This window comes from Bacteroides sp. AR29 (assembly GCF_900217715.1).
In the GTDB taxonomy this organism is placed as follows: Bacteria; Bacteroidota; Bacteroidia; order Bacteroidales; family Bacteroidaceae; genus Bacteroides; species Bacteroides uniformis.
Genome location: NZ_OBMS01000018.1, coordinates 39,053 through 58,093, shown reverse-complemented (window position 1 = coordinate 58,093; position 19,041 = coordinate 39,053). Strand labels below are relative to the sequence as shown.

The window sequence follows — 19,041 nt, the reverse complement described above, 5'->3', positions numbered from 1 at the left end:
ATAATATAATAAGGTACAGTAACGGAGAAAGATTAACTTTCTCCGTTATTTGTTTTAAATTAGCGCAAAAATTAACCGTAAAGTTACTATCATGAAAAAAGTATTCTTAATCTTGGGAACACTCTTACTCTCCCTCAGTACGTATGCAGCTATGAATGTGAACAAAATCGACCCTCCGTTTTGGTACACCGGCATGCAGAACCCGGAACTCCAGCTGATGGTCTATGGCGAAGGCATCGGCAACGCGGCAGTATCCGTCAATTATCCCGGCGTCTCATTGAGCAGCACCGTCAAGCTGGAAAGCAACAACTACCTCCTGGTCTATCTGAAACTGGACAAGGATGTAAAACCCGGCAAATTCAACCTCACCTTCACTGAAGGAAAAAAGAAACTCGTAAAGGAATATGAACTGAAGGCACGCAACAAGAAAGGTTGCGAACATAAAGGTTTCGACGCCTCCGACGCACTGTACCTGCTGATGCCCGACCGCTTTGCCAATGGCAACCCGGACAATGACCAGATTGCGGGCATGGCCGAGTACAAGATAGACCGCAAAGACCCCAATGCACGCCACGGCGGTGACCTTGCCGGCATCGAACAACACCTGGACTACTTCTCCGACCTCGGCGTCACAGCCCTCTGGTTTACTCCGGTACTGGAAAACAACATGACCGGCGGTTCCTATCACGGCTATGCCACCACAGACTACTACAAGGTAGACCCGCGCTTCGGTACCAACGAAGAATACAAGCAACTGATTGAAAAAGCCCATGCACGCGGCATCAAAATCGTAATGGACATGATTTTCAACCACTGCGGCGTAGAGCATGTATGGATTAAGGACATGCCCTCCAAAGACTGGTTCAACAACCCCGACCACGAAAACAACTTCGTGCAGACCTCCTTCAAACTGACCCCGCACGTAGACCCTTATACTTCCCAGTACGATGCCGACCAGATGAACGACGGCTGGTTCGTACCTTCCATGCCCGACCTCAACCAGAAGAACCCTCACGTTTACCGCTACCTGGTACAGAACAGTTTCTGGTGGATTGAATTCGCCAACATCGACGGCATCCGCATGGACACTTACCCGTATGCCGACTATGATGCCATGAGCAACTGGATGAAAGAGCTCAACGAAGAATATCCCAACTACAACACCGTGGGCGAGACCTGGGTTACCGAACCCGCCTACACCGCCTGGTGGCAGAAGGATTCCAAGCTATCAGCCCCCAAGAACAGTAACCTCAAGACCGTTATGGACTTCAGCTTCTTTGACAAGATAAACACCGCCAAGAATGAACAGACCGAAACTTGGTTCAAGGGACTGGACCGCATATACAATAACTTCGTATACGACTTCCTCTACCCCAACCCCGCTTCCGTACTGGCATTCATCGAAAACCACGACACCGACCGCTTCCTGGGCGAAGGCAACAACCTTCCGATGCTGAAGCAAGCCTCTACCCTGCTGCTTACCACCCGCCGCATTCCGCAACTCTACTACGGAACGGAAGTCATGATGAATGGCGTGAAGAGCAAGAGCGACGGCTATGTCCGCAAGGACTTCCCCGGCGGATGGACCGGTGACGCAACAAACGCACTGACCCCAGCCGGACGTACCAAAATACAGAACGAGTGCTACGACTTCTACAAGACCATCCTAAACTGGCGCAAAGGAAACGATGTGATTGCCAAAGGCAGCATGGTGCAGTTCATGGTACAGAATGGTGTTTATGCCTACGCACGCCAGTACGAAGGCAAGACGATATTCGTGATGCTGAACGGTACAGATGCAGAGACCACCGTTCCTTTGAAATTCTACAAGGAAATCCTAAAAGACAGCAAGCAGGGAAAAGATATTCTTAGCGGCAAGGCCATCACCTTCGGTGAAGAGCTGAAGATGGGCCCCAGAGAATCATTAGTGATAGAATTATAACGCGCACTCCACACAGAGAGCTCATTCTTGCAAATCTCCCTTGCAGATAGCTTGCAGACACCTCGCCTGCCAGCCATCTGCAAGGGATTTTTAGTATGGAATAGGTGTCACGGGGATATGCTTTTCACCGGTCTCAAATATAGCTAATCTGTTAGTTCATAACGGTGAACACTTTGTTCCAGTATAGAGAAACAAAGTGTTCGGATATGTAGAAACAAAGTGTTCTTACGTATTGGAACGAAGTGTTTTTGCATATTGGAACGAAGTGTTCTCTTTATTGAAACAAACTGTTCAGTTAAGGGAAACAGACTGTTTTGTTAAAGGAAACAGACTGTTGTACACGTTGAAACATCCGCTTCTGAAATAACCGGCGAACTTAACCATCCCACAACACCGGCCTATATATAACAAGTCAGCCCTTGCAACATCAATATTGCAAGGGCTGACGCTATATTCGGATTATCTTTCGATTAGTCCAGTTGAGCCAATTTGTTCTCTGAACCAAGCACGTTGATGATTTTATGCTTGTACAGTTTTTCCATATTGTCACGAGCCGGACCCAGATACTTACGCGGGTCGAATTCTGCCGGTTTTTCAGCAAATGTCTTGCGGATAGCAGCTGTCATAGCCAGACGTGAGTCAGAGTCGATGTTGATTTTGCAAACAGCAGACTTGGCAGCCTTACGCAACTGCTCTTCGGGGATACCGATAGCAGCTTCCAGCTTACCACCATACTTGTTGATAGTATCAACTTCTTCCTGAGGAACTGAAGAAGAACCGTGAAGAACGATGGGGAATCCCGGAAGTTTCTCCATTACAGCATCCAGAACGGCAAATTCCAAAGGAGGAGGAACCAGACGACCGGTAGCAGGGTCAACGTGGCATTGTTCGGGTTTGAACTTGTATGCACCATGAGAAGTACCGATTGAGATAGCCAGTGAATCGCAACCTGTACGGGTAGCGAAGTCAATAACTTCTTCAGGATTAGTATATGTATGGTGTTCTGCAGAAACTTCATCTTCTACACCGGCCAATACACCGAGTTCGCCTTCTACAGTTACGTCGAACTGATGGGCATAGTCAACTACCTTCTTAGTCAGTGCAACGTTTTCTTCGTACGGAAGGTGTGAACCGTCAATCATTACTGAAGAGAAACCGGAGTCGATACAGCTCTTGCAAGTTTCGAATGTATCTCCGTGGTCAAGGTGAAGAACAATTTCAGGATGTTTGCAACCCAATTCCTTAGCGTACTCAACAGCACCCTGAGCCATGTAACGCAACAGCGTAGCGTTGGCATACTGACGGGCACCCTTAGATACCTGAAGAATAACCGGAGACTTTGTTTCAACTGCAGCCTTGATGATAGCCTGCATCTGTTCCATATTGTTGAAGTTGAATGCCGGAATAGCATATCCACCTTTGATAGCCTTAGCAAACATCTCTCTTGTGTTTACCAGTCCTAAATCTTTGTAATTAACCATTTTGTTTAAATTTTATTGTTAGTGAATTAAAATTCTACGCAAAAGTAATCATTATCCTTTAAAGTAAAGAACTTGAGAGGAATAAAATATCCGGCTCATCCTACCAAATCCATTCTATTTTAAAGCTATTGGCTTCATTTAACAGATTATTGTAATCTCTATATTACAAACTCTTTGCATTTATCTCTGCCAGCCATACTTTTGCCATCTATACTTCTATCAACAAAAAAGCCGGAGAACATGTTTGCTCTCCGGCATCTGTTTACACATTATTATGTAATACTAATTTTTCAGATAGATGATGGTCGGCAAATGGTCACTGTAACCGTTCAGCCAAGTCCTGCCCCCATGCGTACGCAAGGGGGAACCTTTGTATTTGCCATCCTGCTGAATCAGATAATCGCGGATGAAAACTTCATTGTGATCATAGCGCAACCCTTTCTTAGCCTTCAGCAACGGTTTCGAAATGACAATCTGGTCAAACAAGTTCCACTTGCCCCGATAGAGCAATGTCCCCACTCCCTTGTCTTCCAGTGTCTCCCACCAGGGATTGTAGAATTCGCCTTTCTTCACCTGCTTCGGATATTTGCGTGCACCCAGCACCTCCATGCTTTCATCCATCGGGTCGTCATTCATATCCCCCATCACGATGAGTTTCAGCTTCTTGTCGCTACGCATCAGAGAGTCCTTCAAGGCCTTTACCTGCCTGGCTGCATGCACACGCACCGGTGACTTTGCCCCACGGGAGGGCCAGTGGTTCACTATCACGCAGACACGCTCTCCCGCCAGTTGTCCGTCCACAATCAGGAAGCCGCGCGTCAAGTGCACCGTATCCCCCTCAAAAGGAGTAGAAAGCACCAACTTTGAGTGGGTAACGCTGAACTGCTTCGGGTCGTACAGCAAGGCACAGTCGATGCCCCGTCTGTCCGGTCCTTCATAATGCACGAACTCATAATTGGAAATGGCCGGCTGCTTCACGAGGTCTTCCAGCACCCGGCTGTTCTCCGCCTCTGCCACACCGATGAATGCCGGACCTTCCGGCACTAAATCACGCGAAAGGGAACCCAACACTTTGGAAAGGTTCTGCAGCTTGGACTCATACTTCTTTGCCGTCCATTGGTAACTGCCGTCGGGCAGGAACTCATAGTCATTCTTACCTGCATCATGAATCGTATCAAACAAGTTCTCAAGATTGTAGAACGCAACACTATACAGTTTCCGTTCCGCATTTTGTGCCCCCAGCGTTGCCACGCACAGCCAGAAAGAGCATAAGACAAGTAGTTTCCTCATAAATTCACAAGATTAAGTCCTGCAAAAATCAGAAATAAAATGCGATAAACCTACTAAATAAAAATAAATCTGAATTTATTTTGTAGAGTCTCCAACTTGCACTATCTTTGCGCTCTGAAAAGAAGACCATTACACTATTTATTACCAAAATAGTAACAGAATATAAATTTTTAAAAGAAAATATCAAAATGAAAAAAGGTATTCATCCTGAAAATTACCGTCCGGTAGTATTTAAAGATATGTCAAATGGTGATGTATTCTTGTCTCGTTCCACTTGCAACACGAAAGAGACTATCGAATTCGAAGGTGAAACTTATCCGCTGGTAAAGCTGGAAATCTCCAGCACCTCTCACCCGTTCTACACAGGTAAGTCTAAGCTGGTTGACACTGCCGGTCGTGTTGATAAGTTCATGAGCCGTTACGGTAACCGTAAGAAATAATCAGTTTTCAAGCAAACTGAAAAAAGGGAGTCTTTCACTGAAAGGTTCCCTTTTTTGTTTCCGCCTCCCACTGCAGGACCGATAAATAGGGAATCTCCTATCACAGAATAGGGAAAAAAACGAGAAAGGGAAAAAACACTTCCCTATTTTTGTATCATCAAAACCGAAAACATATACTAATCATGAAACGACTTGCCACCCTATTCATCCTGACAATCCTTGTCGCAACGGCAGGATTTGCCAAGCCCCAAAAGTACAAAGATTTAAGCGGGAACATCGCTGTCAAAGGAGAATTGACAAAAGAGTACCGGCAATCTCCCGCCGGTACACCGGTCATTATCCGCCGGGTTGTCAAAATGAAGAATCCCGGTGAAAGCAGCAACAACATTTACTATGCTGTCGAAATGAACGGCATGCAAGAGACCATTCCTTCGAATGAGATGGGGCACATTGCCATATCCGCTCCGCAAACCGACCGGGAATTCTGGCAGCAGATATACTTGAAAAACCATCTTTACGAATATTTCAGCGACCGCGGCTACAAGCACAAACTGCGCCAGGAAATCGACGAAGAGTGCCTGGACTATCTCGACAAACTGAATGAGATAGCCTATCAGGAAGATTACATCGTTTCGTACGTGCAGGGAGTGTTCTCCAAGTTGAACGCCACCACCATTGACAGCAATCGCGGGGAGAGTTTGAACATACGTATCATCCAGTCGCCCGAACCAGATGCCTTCATGCTTCCCAACGGCTCCATGGTTATCAGTACGGGCCTCCTCTGCACTCTTGATTCCGAAGACGAACTGGCCGCCGTCATCGCATGTGAGCTGGGACATTTCGTCCTCGACCATCAGGTAAACAACATTTACCGTGCCGAGCGGCGTGCCAAGCGTGCAGCTTTTTGGGCAGATGTCTTTGCCACTACCGCCAGTGCAGCCCTCGATGTGGCCTACTGGGACGATAATGAAGATGCTTATGCCGTCAGTCTGGTGGCAGATATCGGAGCCATCGCTTCCCTTTTGAGCATTCCGGCAACGGACCGGTTGGGGATGAAATACAAAACTTCCCAGGAAATCTCTTCAGACCGCCTTGCGCGCCAACTTCTGGCATTCAAGGGCTATAATCCCGACGGAATCGCATCGGCCCTCAGTAAAATTATAGGGTATTACAACCTGCACCAGCGCAACAAGGACATTCCTCGCTACGGCAGCATCGGCGACCTGCAAAAGCGTATAGAAAAGGCCGGTGAATCCCATAGCTTGAGTGCCCGCCCCTACCTACGGACTACCAGCGATGTCGTTTCTTTCAACGCAAGTATGAACTACGCCAACAAGCGCTATAAGGAAACTGCCCGGCTGATACGCAAGAACATTGACAACAGACTAGCCACGGACAATGACTACATCATCCTGGTAAAAGCGGAAATGGCACTGTCTAATACGGAAGAAGTGAACAACCGCTGCCTCGCCATGCTTGATAAAGCCCAGGAGATGGCAGGAACAAGCCCCAATCTGGACATATATAAACAAAAAATACTATTATTGATGCGCATGAACAAACAAGCCCAAGCCACCGATATACTGAAAGAATACATCATCTTGCTTTCGGCCTACGAAGGCCAGGGCATAGAAGGAACCGAAAAGGAATGGACCAATAAAGAGATAGGTTGGGCAAACCAAATGCTGGATAGGATAAGCAGAATATAGAGAAAGGAATAACTAAGAATAAAGAATGAAGAATTTGTCATGCGGCATCATTGCGCAGCCAAATTCTTCATTCTCAGTCATTTATTCAAACTACTGTTTGCGGAACGGCGGCTTCACAACCACAGCTTTCAGCTTACGTCCCCGCATGTCAATGCAGATTTCCGTACCGACCTTGCTGTATTCGGGTCTGATATACCCCATTCCGATACCAATCTTACGGGTAGGCGACATAGTTCCGGAGGTAACCACACCGATGGCAATACCGTCTGTACTATACAGCTCGTAACCATGACGGGGGATACCGCGGTCTATCATCTCAAATCCCACCAACTTACGGGTAGTGCCTTCCGCTTTCTGTTTTTCCAGCATCGGGCGATTGGTGAAGTTCTTTCCCTCCACAAACTTGGTAATCCATCCTAAACCCGCTTCAATGGGCGAAGTGGTGTCATCCAAATCATTGCCATACAAACAGAATCCCATTTCCAGACGAAGCGTATCGCGCGCACCCAGACCAACTGGCTTAATGCCGAACTCTGCGCCTGCCTCGAACACGGCATCCCAAATCTTCATGGCAGCCTCCGGATAGAAGTAAAGTTCAAAACCACCCGCGCCGGTATATCCGGTATTGGAGATAATGACATCCTTTTCTCCGGCAAACTCACCGTGGGTAAAAGTATAGTAAGGAAGGTCGGAAAGATTAATGGAAGTCAGCTTCTGCAAAGCCTGAATAGCCTTCGGTCCTTGCACAGCAAGCTGTGCCATGTGCTCGGAAGCATTTTCCAATTCAGCGCCTTCCGTGTTATGAGACACACACCAGTTCCAGTCTTTCTCAATGTTCGACGCATTCACGACAAGCAGGTATTTCTCCGGCTCATAATGATAGACCAGAAGGTCGTCCACAATGCCTCCATTTTCATTTGGGAAGCAGGTATACTGTACTTTCCCCGGTGTGAGGGCAGCTACGTTATTGGAAGTCACTTTCTGCAGAAAGTCCAAAGCATGGGGACCTTTCACCCAAAATTCTCCCATGTGTGAGACGTCGAATACACCGACACCCTGACATACTGTAAGATGCTCGTCAATGATGCCGGAATACTCGATAGGCATATTATATCCCGCAAACTCGTGCATCTTGGCACCCAGCGAGATGTGTTTTTCGGTAAACGGAGTGGTTTTCATGGAACTATTAGAGTTATGAGTTATGAATTATCTATTTGCTTGCTACGAGCTCGGCAATCTTGACGATGACGTTCATGGCTTTCTCCATGTTCTGGATAGGCACGAACTCATAGCGGCCGTGGAAGTTCAAGCCACCGGCAAAGATATTGGGACAAGGCAGGCCCTTGAAAGAGAGCTGGGCGCCGTCCGTACCTCCGCGAATGGCTTTTACACGAGGCTCTACACCTACTGCCTTCATGGCGGCAAAAGCGGTGTCGATGATATGCATCACCGGTTCAATCTGCTCGCGCATATTATAGTATTGGTCGCGAAGTTCCAGAGTAGCGGTACCCGGACCGTATTCTTCATTGATTTTTGCCACAAGACGTTCCATCTCCTTCTTGCGCTCTTCAAAGCGGGTGCGGTCGTGGTCACGGATAATGTAAGAGACTGTTGTCTGCTCCACCTCGCCGGTAATGCCTATCAGATGATAGAAACCTTCGTAACCTTCGGTATGCTCCGGAGCCTCGTCAGCCGGAAGCATGGACATGAAACGGTTGGCAACGCGGATAGAGTTAATCATCTTATTCTTGGCATAGCCCGGATGCACATTCCGTCCCTTGAAGCTTATCTTGGCAGAGGCCGCATTGAAGTTCTCGAATTCAAGTTCACCCACTTCTCCGCCATCCATGGTATAGGCCCATTCGCAACCGAACTGCGCTACATTGAACTTATGGGCGCCCAGACCGATTTCCTCATCCGGATTAAAGCCGATACGGATTTTACCGTGCTTGATTTCGGGGTGCTCCTTCAGATATACCACCGCCGATACAATTTCGGCAATACCGGCTTTATCATCGGCACCAAGCAAGGTCTTGCCGTCGGTCACAATCAAATCTTCCCCTTGATGGTCGAGCAGTTCGGGGAACTGGGCAGGAGAAAGAACCACATTCTCTTCGGCGCAAAGAACAATGTCCTTACCGTCATAATTCTGCACGATACGCGGAGAAACATTCTTGCCACTCATATCGGGGCTTGTATCCATGTGGGCAATAAAGCCGATGACGGGCAACGGCTTGTCTGTATTGGCAGGAAGAGTGGCGAACAGATAACCATTTTCGTCCAACGTGATTTCTTCCAGACCCAAAGTTTCCAATTCTTCTTTCAGATACCGGGCAAACACCATTTGCCCCGGAGTACTCGGAGTAATCTCAGTCTCTTCACTGGACTGAGTATCGAAGCTTACGTACTTTAAAAAACGTTCTACTAAAGTCATGATGAATAATGATTAGTGATTAATGGTTAGTGATTAATGGTCAGTGATTAGTAATTGGCGAAAAGCATTATCCGAATGGCATTAATCATTAATCACTAATCATTAACCACTATTTTGTGCTGTAAAGATAAAAAAAGGGGCGTGAACTGCCAAGCAATTCACGCCTCTTTTTTATTTCTTAAGGACAAAATGTCAATCAAAAATGGCTGCTACCATCAAAACAATGCGTACATATCTTACACTTAGGCAATCCGATAGCCTCAACCAGAGTTTCCAACGTATTGAACTTCAAGGATGAAAGTCCGAAACGCTCGCGGATAACGTCCACCATCTTTTCGTATTCGGGTGAGCCGGTAGTGGCATACTTATCGAGATTCTTATTCTCGTCACCCTCCAGTTCCTTGATGACACGACGGGTAATCAGTTCCATGTCGCTTTTGGAAGCCGTGAATCCTACAAACGGGCAGCTATATATCAATGGAGGACAAGCAATCCGGATATGCACCTCCTTGGCACCATACTCATACAGCACCTTCACATTGTCGTGCAACTGGGTCCCCCGGACAATAGAGTCATCACAGAACAGCAGACGCTTACCCTCGAGCATGGCACGATTGGGAATCAGCTTCATCTTTGCCACCAGCGAACGCAATTCCTGCTTGCTGGGAGTAAAACTACGAGGCCAAGTCGGAGTATATTTGGAAATGGCACGATGATAAGGAACTCCTTTACCTTCGGCATACCCAAGCGCCATACCTACACCCGAATCAGGAATACCGCAGGCACAATCCACCTCTGACTTATCTGTCTGTGCCATCTTGAAACCGGAGGCAAAACGCACTTCCTCCACATTCTTACCTTCGTAGCAGGAAGTGGGGAAACCGTAATATACCCATAGGAAGGAACAAATCTGCATTCCCTCATCAGGCTTGCGCATCTGTTCCACACCATCGGCACGCAGGCGAACAATCTCTCCGGGTCCCAAATAACGGTCTATCTCATAACCAAGATTCGGAAAGCTGCTCGACTCACTTGTGGCGGCATACGCTCCGTCTTTCTTGCCAATCACAATCGGAGTACGTCCCCAGCGGTCGCGAGCGGCAATGATGCCGTCTTCCGTCAATAACAGCATGGAGCAGGAACCTTTGATATGCTTATACACATTTTCAATTCCTTCGACAAATGTCTTTCCTTGTATAATAAGGAGGGCGATAAGTTCCGTCTGATTGGTTTTGCCCGAACTGAGTTCGGCGAAGTGCATGTTTTGGGCCAACAGTTTTGTTTCCAGTTCTTGCAGATTTACTATTTTGGCTACCGTTACAATGGCAAAGCGACCGAGGTGGGAGTTAAGGATAAGGGGTTGAGGGTCTGTGTCACTGATGATTCCTATTCCGGAATTTCCTTTGAACTTATCCAGTTCATCCTCAAACTTCGTGCGGAAATAAGTGCTTTCCAGATTGTGAATGGAACGGGTAAACTGCTCCGTTTCTGCATCGTATGTAGCCAACCCACCACGTTTTGTCCCTAAATGTGAATTATAATCTGTGCCGTAAAACAAATCTGCCACACAGCTTGTTGCCTTGGCGACTGTTCCGAAAAAACCTCCCATAAGTTCTGTTTTGTTATTGGTTTCTAAAATTAACGGATGCAAAGGTATGAAGAATTTGCGAAATTCGGGCAGATTTGAAATGAATAAAAAAGGCAATATATTTCTTGCCCACAATAGAAGTTATATTATTGGAAACATATACTTTTGTGATCGAAACCAAACAACTGTATAATGGGAGAAACCGCAAATATTATAATAGCCGATACTCTTCAAGGTCTGGGGACGGACGCATACAGTGGCTATCTTGCACACGCCCTCTGTCTGTCAGGAATCTGCCGATTGAAGTACAATGGAGAGGAGCGCGAGCTACGTGCCGGCGACCTGATGATTGTCCGCAAAGGAAAACTGGTAGAGAAAATTCAACCTTCAGAAGATTTTCGCGTAAAGGTCATCTATATCGCATCGGGCTTTGTGGTGCTGAGTACACCACAGAACAACTACGGCATGAAAGGGCAACTTTCCCTATTTCTCAATCCTATCATGTCCCTGACTACCGAACAGCAAGAGCTATGTCTCCGGGATTTTGAACAAGTGGAATACAGACTCCGGAATACAGACCATCATTTCCATCGCGATATGCTTATCGCCTCCACACAGATGTTGATACTCGACTTCTTCGATTTCCACTCCCATCTATATGGCGAGGACAATATCTCTGTACAAAATGCTTCCATCATGAGCCGTTTCCTCAACATGCTGGAGAACGGAACTTTCCGCGAGCATCGTGAAGTGACCTATTATGCCGACTGCCTATGTGTCACCTCCAAATATCTTTCGGAAGTTTCCAAGAAAGTAAGCGGTTATACAGCAAACTACTGGATAAACCGTTATACCACACTCGACATCTCGCGTTTGCTGCGCGACAAATCACTAACGTTCGTCCGTATTTCCGATATGTTCGGTTTTTCCTCTCCTGCTTATTTTAGCCGTTACGTACAACAACATCTGGGTGTAAATCCGACAAAATACAGAGGTTAATGATTATAGTTTTTGATTGTTTGCCCGTTTCAGATCTATTAGCGAAATATGCTCATTACGATAGCGGGCATTGGGGTTCTTCTCCGTTCCGTCAGGAAAAGAGCCATCTTCCTGCTTTATGAACTGAATAGCCTTCTGCGGACAATTCTGTATGCAGGCAAAACAGAACTCGCAGTCACCGGACGTCTTCACTCCTCTCGACGTCAGCTCATAATTGCCGCGCGGACAAACGTAGGTGCAGATGCCACAGTCAATACAAGCATCAGTCACGGTAAAGAACTTCTCGCTTTTCATCAGGAAGCCCACCTCGGGGTCGAGTCCACTCCGCTGCATAAAACCTTGGTGCTGTTGCCGTTCCTCCTCCGTCACCGGTTCGTGCCAATGCTGCCGACTGTTGATATCTGCCGTTATCTTCTGCAAGTTCTCGGGGATGTGCTTGTCTATCTTGAGTTGCTCGTTCATGTCGAAGTTGGGTAGCCAGTTATCCACCATGATGATAGTGTTGATATAGTCGAACGCATTGTCGGCTTTACGGGATATACGGTCCCAAATCTCTACCGCATCGCACTTCCTTGCACCATAGGTGAGGACAGCAAACTTGTATTCTGCCTTCAGTTTTGCTTTCTGAATGAACTGCCGTACCATATAGGGAGGCATATGACCGTAGATGGGATAAACGATGCCGATTTCATCTGCCTCAAATTCATACTTCCCCCGTTTCACCATCTGAGGGATACTCAACAATTCTGCGTTCTCTCCAGCCAACTGACGGGCGATGTAAAGACTGTTACCCGTTCCGGTAAAATAAAAGATGATACGCTTACTCCTTTTTGTTTCGCAGGATGCCAACGAGAGTAGGCCGGAAGATGCGATAGCACTGCTCATCACGGCAAATCCCATACGCTTTAAAGCCTCCCGGCGACTGATTTTCTTATCCGTATTCATATCTCTGATTTTTAATGATTATGCAATCTGTTATCTGAGTGCAAAAATAAAGGTTTCCCCAAAGAACGGACTTACCAAAAACTCGGGTCTTGATGCTATTTTTACGGTATAAGAATGAGCTTACCCTAACACAAAAAAAGCCCCGCAAAGATTGGACTTCTGCGGGGCCTCACTAATGCCTAATAAAAACTCTTTCTACCCTAAATTATCTCCACTTCTTCACAGCTTTCTTGTCAGCCGGAGTCGCTTCAATCAAGCTCAATGCAAAACCACCGCTACGCGCTTCCTTCACGGACATTTTGGTCTTGCTGGTTACGATACCCTTCTTTATCTGATAAGAAGTAGGGTTCTCCTTGTAATCAGCATCTTTACCGTCGGCATAGAGAGTGGCTACGTATTGCTTGCCCGGTTCAAGGAAGTCGAGCGTAAAGTTGGCTGTACGTGCATTCTCGTCTGTAATACCTCCAACAAACCAGTTGCCAGTTCCTTTTGCCTTACGGGCCACGGTAATGTAATCACCCGGTTCTGCTTCAATGTACTTGCTGTCGTCCCAGTCTACTGCCACATCCTTGATGAATTGGAAAGCATCCATGTGCTTTTCGTAGTTCTCAACCAAGTCGGCAGCCATCTGCAACGGGCTGTATAAAGTTACATACAGAGCGAGTTGCTTGGCAAGTGTAGTCTGCACTTGTCCGTGGGGCAAATCGCCCATAAAGTCAAGTTTGGTATCGAAGATACCCGGTGTGTAATCCATCGGACCGCCAATCAAGCGGTTGAATGGAAGCAATGTGGTATGGAACGGTTTGCTACCGCCGAATGCCTCATATTCAGTTCCTCGTGCAGATTCGTTGCCAATCAAGTTAGGATAAGTACGGCACAAACCGGTAGGGCGTACAGCTTCGTGCGCATTTACACAAATTTTGTAGTCGGCTGCCTTCTTCACGGCATAGAGGTAGTGGTTGTTCAGCCATTGCCCATAATGATGTTCACCACGGGGAATCATATTACCTACATATCCGCTCTTCACGGCATTGTAGCCATTATCCACCATAAACTGATAGGCCTTGTCCATGTGACGTTCGTAGTTGCGCACCGAACCGGATGTCTCATGATGCATCATCAGCTTCACGCCTTTGCTCTTGGCATATTCATTCAGCATCTTCACGTCGAAATCGGGATAAGGGGTCACAAAATCGAATACATAATCCTTGGATTTGCCAAACCAGTCTTCCCAGCCTTCATTCCAGCCTTCTACCAATACTTGGTCCAGACCGTGCTCGGCTGCGAAGTCGATGTACTTTTTTACATTTTCGTTAGTGGCACCGTGACGGCCGTTGGGCTTCATTTTGGAGTAGTCCACTTCACCCAGTTTGATGGAGGGAAGGTCGTCTGTATATGCCCAGGTGCTCTTACCTGCAATCATTTCCCACCATACACCTACGTATTTCACGGGCTTAATCCAGGAAACGTCCTCGTAAGCACAAGGTTCGTTCAAGTTCAGCGTGATTTTAGAGGCAAGGATGTCACGAGCATCGTCGCTTACGATAACCGTACGCCACGGTGACGTGCAGGGAGCTTGCAGATAACCTTTATCGCCTACTGCATCGGGAGTAAGCCAAGATTCAAAAACAAAATTCTTATCATCCAGATTCAAGTGCATGCAAGAGTAATCCACCAAAGCAGCTTCGTGCAAGTTGATGTACAAACCATCAGCAGTCTTCATCTGCAAAGAAGTCTGAACACCGGTGGGCGAAAACGGGGTTTGCGAAGAGTTAGGCGTAATGGCCCCTTTCATCAGTCCGCGGATTTCAGAAAGTTTGGATTCTGTGTAGTCATATTCCTGCGTATCGTAGTCGCCCGGAATCCAGAAGGCAGTGTGGTCGCCAGTCATGGCAAACTGAGTACGCTCCTCTTTAATCACGAAATAGTTCAGGTTCTTCTGCAAAGGGAATTCATAGCGGAAGCCCATACCATCGTCGAACAAACGGAAGCGGATAATGATGTTCCTATCCTGCGCTTTTTGGTTGAGCGTCACAGCCAGCTCATTGTAGTGGTTACGGATTTGCTTTACTTCACCCCATACCGGTTCCCAAGTCTCGTCGAAAGTGGAAGTCTTTGCATCCGCCATCGTGAAGCCATTCATCAGACCGGGGTCGTTCTTCAGTTCGAGTCCTAATTTGGAAGGGTTAATCACCGGCTTTCCTTTGTAAGAAAGTTCGTAAACGGGTTCGCCTTGCGCATTCACCGAAAAATTCAATTGAAGTTGTCCGTTGGGAGAGGTAATACTCTCTGCCATTGCTACGCCGCTCACCAACAAAACGAGCAGGAAGCAGGCTAATTTTGTACAGATTGCTTTCATGTTTCTCATGCTATATTTATAAAATTATGTTCCAGATGCAAATATAGGCAGGAAAGAAATACACTCTGACGCAATTAAACTAAAATGATAGATGATTTGTCGGCAAACGTTTGCATGAAAACCAACTTCCCTTGAACAATATCCTGCCTACAAACAAAATAGAAGGAGAAGTATCGCTACGAAAACTTCGCCCTCCATATTTTTACAACTTTAATCGTGCACTGGAATTATCCCAAAGGATTTTCACCTTGGTCCCCGTCATTGCCTCCCGAAGGATTGGAGTTATCCCCTCCACCATTGCTACTTCCATCCGTATAGTCCGTATCGGGAACCACCATCTTGGTGACGCTCATATTGCCCAACATTTGACTAAAAGCTTTCCCCGGAAAAAACAGAATACGTTTACGGACAATGTTACTGGCCGAAACGCCAGCCTCCGTATCAGCACTCTTCCCTACAAAAGAAGGGCGGAACAATCCGAAATCACCTAAACGAACAGTCTTTCCATCGTCTATTTCTTCCGACATGATGTCCACCAGTCCTGCAGCCACTAAGTCCACCGTCTTTCTGTGAATACCAAGAATACGGCTCACTTTGGCACACAACTTATCAAAATCCAATTCACCCGCTCCTACGGATTTAGCTACATACTTTACATTTTTGTCCTTGTCAAAACCAAAGATTCTCTTTGCCACTACATACTGAAGTCCCATAATTTTTAATGTTTTAGAAAGTTAATATAATAATGTAATAAATAGGCCGAAGCCTTTTCCTCTCTTTCAAGAAGTGGAGATCCATCGTGAGGCCTCAACGATAAACTTTCATTCTCTTGAATTCGATGTTGCAAAGTTAGGGTGTGAATGACGGGAATACAAGGAAATGACATCTACAACCAATTTCGTTAAAACTCTAAAAAACAACAAATTAAAAACAACCCTTCTCTACAAGTGAAGAAAGAAAGGCAGGAAGAGAATGAGAAGGAATGGGTACAATCTCTACAGCCAATGAAAATAAATCGCTGATTATCAAGACAAGGTTCTAGAGAGGTCTCTACAATATGGCATTTGAACAGTTAAGACCTCAATTTCAAGAGTGGCTCAAGTTTCACAAGTTATTACCGTATCCAAAAATACAGACAAACCAGTCATCCTTCCAAAGCCCCTTCTACTCGTTTACTAAAATCTCCCGGACATTTTACTAAATCTCCGGCAACGATTTACTAAATCTTCCTCCAAGATTTAGTAAATCGCTTCTGCCCCATCACGAACTATCCGGAACCAAGATTGGCAATCACTCATATCAAATATCAAAATTATATACATCCCACCAATAACTACTTCCCCCAGTACAGAATTGCTTTATGAAATTTCGGGCTATGATTTACTGAAATTCCTTTGTCTTCACTACCTTTGCAGCCAAAACCAACCCCAGACAACCTATGACTAGATTACTGATAGCTATATTCCTTGGCGGCGGTACCGGCAGCGTACTGCGCTACTGCGTGCAGATGATGCTCCACGAGCGCATAGTCCCCTACTCTTTCCCATGGGCTACATTCACAGTCAATATCCTCGGAAGTTTCCTCATCGGGCTATTCTATACCTTATCCGCCCGTTTCAACCTTTCTACTGAGGTACGGCTGTTGCTGACTACCGGTCTGTGCGGAGGATTCACCACCTTCTCCACTTTCAGCAATGACGGACTGATTCTGATAAAGCAAGAATTCTACGGAATGTTTGCCTTATATACCTTATTAAGTATCACATTAGGAGTCCTGGCAGCCTTCGCCGGCGGCGCCTTCGGACGCTGTATATAACCCAAACACCCCTATGAAACCCAGCAAGCCTTTTGTCATGCCTCCCGTACGCATCATCCCTCCTACCTTAGAGGGACAAAGTGAAAGTTCCAAATCATTAGAAGAATGGCTGAATACGGAAGAAACTGTCAGAGACCTTCACTTCGGTAAACGGACAGAGGAACACATGGAGTATTCCTACAAAAGCATCACCAACTGTACTTTCAGTCATATCCAATTCAGCGCCTGCAAACTGAAATCCTGCCATTTCACTGATGTACGTTTTGAACATTGCGACCTTTCCAACATCTCATTTGCCGAAAGTTCTCTGTTCAGAGTGGAATTCATATCCTGCAAACTGGTGGGAACCAATCTGCCGGAAACAATATTGAACCATCTGACAATGAAGGACTGCAATGCCAGATACCTCAATCTTTCCATGAGTAAAATCAATCAAGTCCGCTTCACCTCTTGTGACTTGCGCAACAGCGACGTCAACGACTGCAAACTTGCCTCCATCGCCTTTGAAAACTGTGAGCTGGTAGAATCCGAGTTTTCACACACCCCTCTAAGAGGAATCGACTTGAGCGACTCGCACATAGGAGGTATACGCCTCAACCTGCCCGACATACGGGGAGCCATCGTCAATACTTCCCAAGCCATGGAGTTGACTGCTCTTTTAGGCATTACAATAAAGGATTAAAAACGAAAAACAATTCCTTGTTTTCATTTGTTAGTAAGATAGTTTATAATTAAAATTGACTGAATATGAAAATAGAGAAGATTATCGGACGTGAAATCCTCGATTCAAGAGGTAACCCAACTGTAGAAGTAGACGTAACCTTGGAATCCGGCTTCATAGGCCGTGCATCTGTCCCGTCAGGAGCATCCACGGGAGAACACGAAGCATTGGAACTGCGTGACGGTGACAAAAAACGTTACGGAGGCAAAGGTGTCCTGAAAGCCGTGGACAATATCAATAATATCATTGCTCCCAAGCTCATCGGTATGTCCGCCCTCAACCAGATGGGTATCGACCATGCCATGCTTGCACTGGACGGAACCAAAACGAAAGCCAATCTGGGTGCCAATGCCATCCTCGGCGTATCTCTTGCTGTAGCCAAGGCTGCCGCCGCTTACCTTGACATCCCACTCTACCGATATATCGGTGGTACAAATACCTATGTGATGCCTGTACCGATGATGAACATCATCAACGGCGGTTCGCATAGTGACGCTCCCATTGCTTTCCAGGAATTCATGATACGCCCCGTAGGTGCCACTTCCTTCCGCGAAGGTTTGCGTATGGGTGCCGAAGTGTTCCACGCACTGAAGAAAGTCCTGAAAGACCGTGGCCTCAGCACAGCAGTAGGCGATGAAGGAGGTTTTGCTCCTAATCTGGAGGGTACAGAAGATGCCTTGAACTCCATCATTGCCGCCATCAAGGCTGCCGGATACGAACCGGGCAAAGATGTAATGATTGCCATGGACTGCGCTTCTTCCGAGTTCTACCATGATGGCATCTACGATTATACCAAATTCGAAGGTGAAAAAGGCAAGAAACGTACTGCCGACGAACAGATTGACTATCTGGAAGAGTTAATCAACAAGTATCCCATCGACTCTATCGAAGACGGCATGAGCGAGAACGACTGGGACGGCTGGAAAAAACTGACCGACCGTATCGGCAACCGTTGCCAGTTGGTAGGAGACGATTTGTTCGTCACCAATGTGGACTTCCTTGCAATGGGCATCGAAAAAGGCTGTGCCAACTCCATATTGATTAAAGTAAACCAGATAGGTTCGCTGACCGAAACACTGAATGCCATCGAAATGGCACACCGCCACGGATATACTACCGTAACTTCCCATCGTTCCGGTGAAACGGAAGATGCGACTATCGCAGACATAGCCGTAGCTACCAACAGCGGACAAATCAAGACCGGTTCGCTGAGCCGCTCAGACCGTATGGCAAAGTACAACCAACTGCTTCGCATCGAAGAAGAACTGGGAAGCAATGCGGTGTATGGATATAAGAAAGTTATAAGTAATAAGTGAT

The 19,041-nt window shown here is 46.5% G+C and carries 15 protein-coding genes; 7 read left to right on the top strand and 8 right to left on the bottom strand.

The genetic code is table 11. The annotated features are described in order from the left end of the window. The first annotated feature begins 91 nt into the window (after positions 1-91). Entirely contained in the window at positions 92-1,942 is a 1,851-nt protein-coding gene (locus CSD97_RS12405) for a glycoside hydrolase family 13 protein (protein ID WP_005835949.1), read from the top strand. A gap of 470 nt (positions 1,943-2,412) precedes the next feature. On the opposite strand, the gene CSD97_RS12400 is transcribed toward CSD97_RS12405, so the two are convergent. Further along, positions 2,413-3,423, bottom strand: a complete 1,011-nt coding sequence (locus CSD97_RS12400) for a class II fructose-bisphosphate aldolase (protein ID WP_005826798.1) — start codon at positions 3,421-3,423, stop codon at positions 2,413-2,415. Positions 3,424-3,705: 282 nt separating this feature from the next. Continuing rightward, a complete protein-coding gene (locus CSD97_RS12395; protein ID WP_005835947.1) occupies positions 3,706-4,713 on the bottom strand; it encodes an endonuclease in 1,008 nt (335 codons plus the stop codon). A gap of 188 nt (positions 4,714-4,901) precedes the next feature. Here CSD97_RS12395 and CSD97_RS12390 point away from each other — a divergent pair, with 188 nt between their 5' ends. Both CSD97_RS12390 and CSD97_RS12385 read left to right on the top strand, forming a co-directional pair. Beyond that, positions 4,902-5,153 (top strand): type B 50S ribosomal protein L31, encoded by a 252-nt coding sequence (locus CSD97_RS12390; RefSeq protein ID WP_005835945.1) that lies wholly within the window; start codon positions 4,902-4,904, stop codon positions 5,151-5,153. A 182-nt stretch (positions 5,154-5,335) separates the two neighbouring features. Next, the gene (locus CSD97_RS12385; protein WP_035449408.1) at positions 5,336-6,862 is read left to right on the top strand and encodes a M48 family metallopeptidase; all 1,527 of its coding nucleotides are present in this window, start codon (positions 5,336-5,338) and stop codon (positions 6,860-6,862) included. A 90-nt stretch (positions 6,863-6,952) separates the two neighbouring features. On the opposite strand, the gene gcvT is transcribed toward CSD97_RS12385, so the two are convergent. From gcvT to CSD97_RS12370, 3 genes are all read right to left on the bottom strand, one after another. Further along, positions 6,953-8,041 carry a glycine cleavage system aminomethyltransferase GcvT gene (gcvT, locus tag CSD97_RS12380; protein ID WP_098032467.1) on the bottom strand — a complete coding sequence of 363 codons (1,089 nt, stop codon included), beginning with the start codon at positions 8,039-8,041 and terminating at the stop codon, positions 6,953-6,955. Positions 8,042-8,072: 31 nt separating this feature from the next. Beyond that, on the bottom strand, positions 8,073-9,296 hold the full coding sequence (pepT, locus tag CSD97_RS12375) for a peptidase T (RefSeq protein WP_005826807.1): 1,224 nt from the start codon (positions 9,294-9,296) through the stop codon (positions 8,073-8,075). Between the two features lie 196 nt (positions 9,297-9,492). Continuing rightward, positions 9,493-10,905, bottom strand: a complete 1,413-nt coding sequence (locus CSD97_RS12370; protein ID WP_005826808.1) for a hypothetical protein — start codon at positions 10,903-10,905, stop codon at positions 9,493-9,495. Between the two features lie 171 nt (positions 10,906-11,076). Here CSD97_RS12370 and CSD97_RS12365 point away from each other — a divergent pair, with 171 nt between their 5' ends. Further along, positions 11,077-11,883, top strand: a complete 807-nt coding sequence (locus CSD97_RS12365; protein ID WP_005826809.1) for a helix-turn-helix domain-containing protein — start codon at positions 11,077-11,079, stop codon at positions 11,881-11,883. Positions 11,884-11,886: 3 nt separating this feature from the next. On the opposite strand, the gene CSD97_RS12360 is transcribed toward CSD97_RS12365, so the two are convergent. The 3 genes from CSD97_RS12360 to CSD97_RS12350 all read right to left on the bottom strand — a co-directional run bounded on the left by CSD97_RS12360 (position 11,887) and on the right by CSD97_RS12350 (position 15,900). Further along, positions 11,887-12,828 (bottom strand): EFR1 family ferrodoxin, encoded by a 942-nt coding sequence (locus tag CSD97_RS12360; RefSeq protein WP_098032466.1) that lies wholly within the window; start codon positions 12,826-12,828, stop codon positions 11,887-11,889. A 205-nt stretch (positions 12,829-13,033) separates the two neighbouring features. After that, on the bottom strand, positions 13,034-15,196 hold the full coding sequence (locus CSD97_RS12355) for a glycoside hydrolase family 97 protein (RefSeq protein ID WP_005826812.1): 2,163 nt from the start codon (positions 15,194-15,196) through the stop codon (positions 13,034-13,036). 218 nt (positions 15,197-15,414) lie between these two features. Further along, the gene (locus CSD97_RS12350) at positions 15,415-15,900 is read right to left on the bottom strand and encodes a DsbA family protein (RefSeq protein WP_005835937.1); all 486 of its coding nucleotides are present in this window, start codon (positions 15,898-15,900) and stop codon (positions 15,415-15,417) included. A gap of 725 nt (positions 15,901-16,625) precedes the next feature. Here CSD97_RS12350 and crcB point away from each other — a divergent pair. The 3 genes from crcB (at position 16,626) to eno (ending at position 19,040) form a co-directional block, all read left to right on the top strand. After that, positions 16,626-17,003: a fluoride efflux transporter CrcB gene (crcB, locus tag CSD97_RS12345; protein ID WP_005826820.1), complete on the top strand. Its 378-nt coding sequence runs from the start codon at positions 16,626-16,628 to the stop codon at positions 17,001-17,003. A gap of 13 nt (positions 17,004-17,016) precedes the next feature. Beyond that, a complete protein-coding gene (locus tag CSD97_RS12340; protein WP_098032465.1) occupies positions 17,017-17,685 on the top strand; it encodes a pentapeptide repeat-containing protein in 669 nt (222 codons plus the stop codon). A 65-nt stretch (positions 17,686-17,750) separates the two neighbouring features. Beyond that, positions 17,751-19,040 (top strand): phosphopyruvate hydratase, encoded by a 1,290-nt coding sequence (gene eno / locus CSD97_RS12335; protein WP_005826824.1) that lies wholly within the window; start codon positions 17,751-17,753, stop codon positions 19,038-19,040. Position 19,041: the final 1 nt, after the last annotated feature.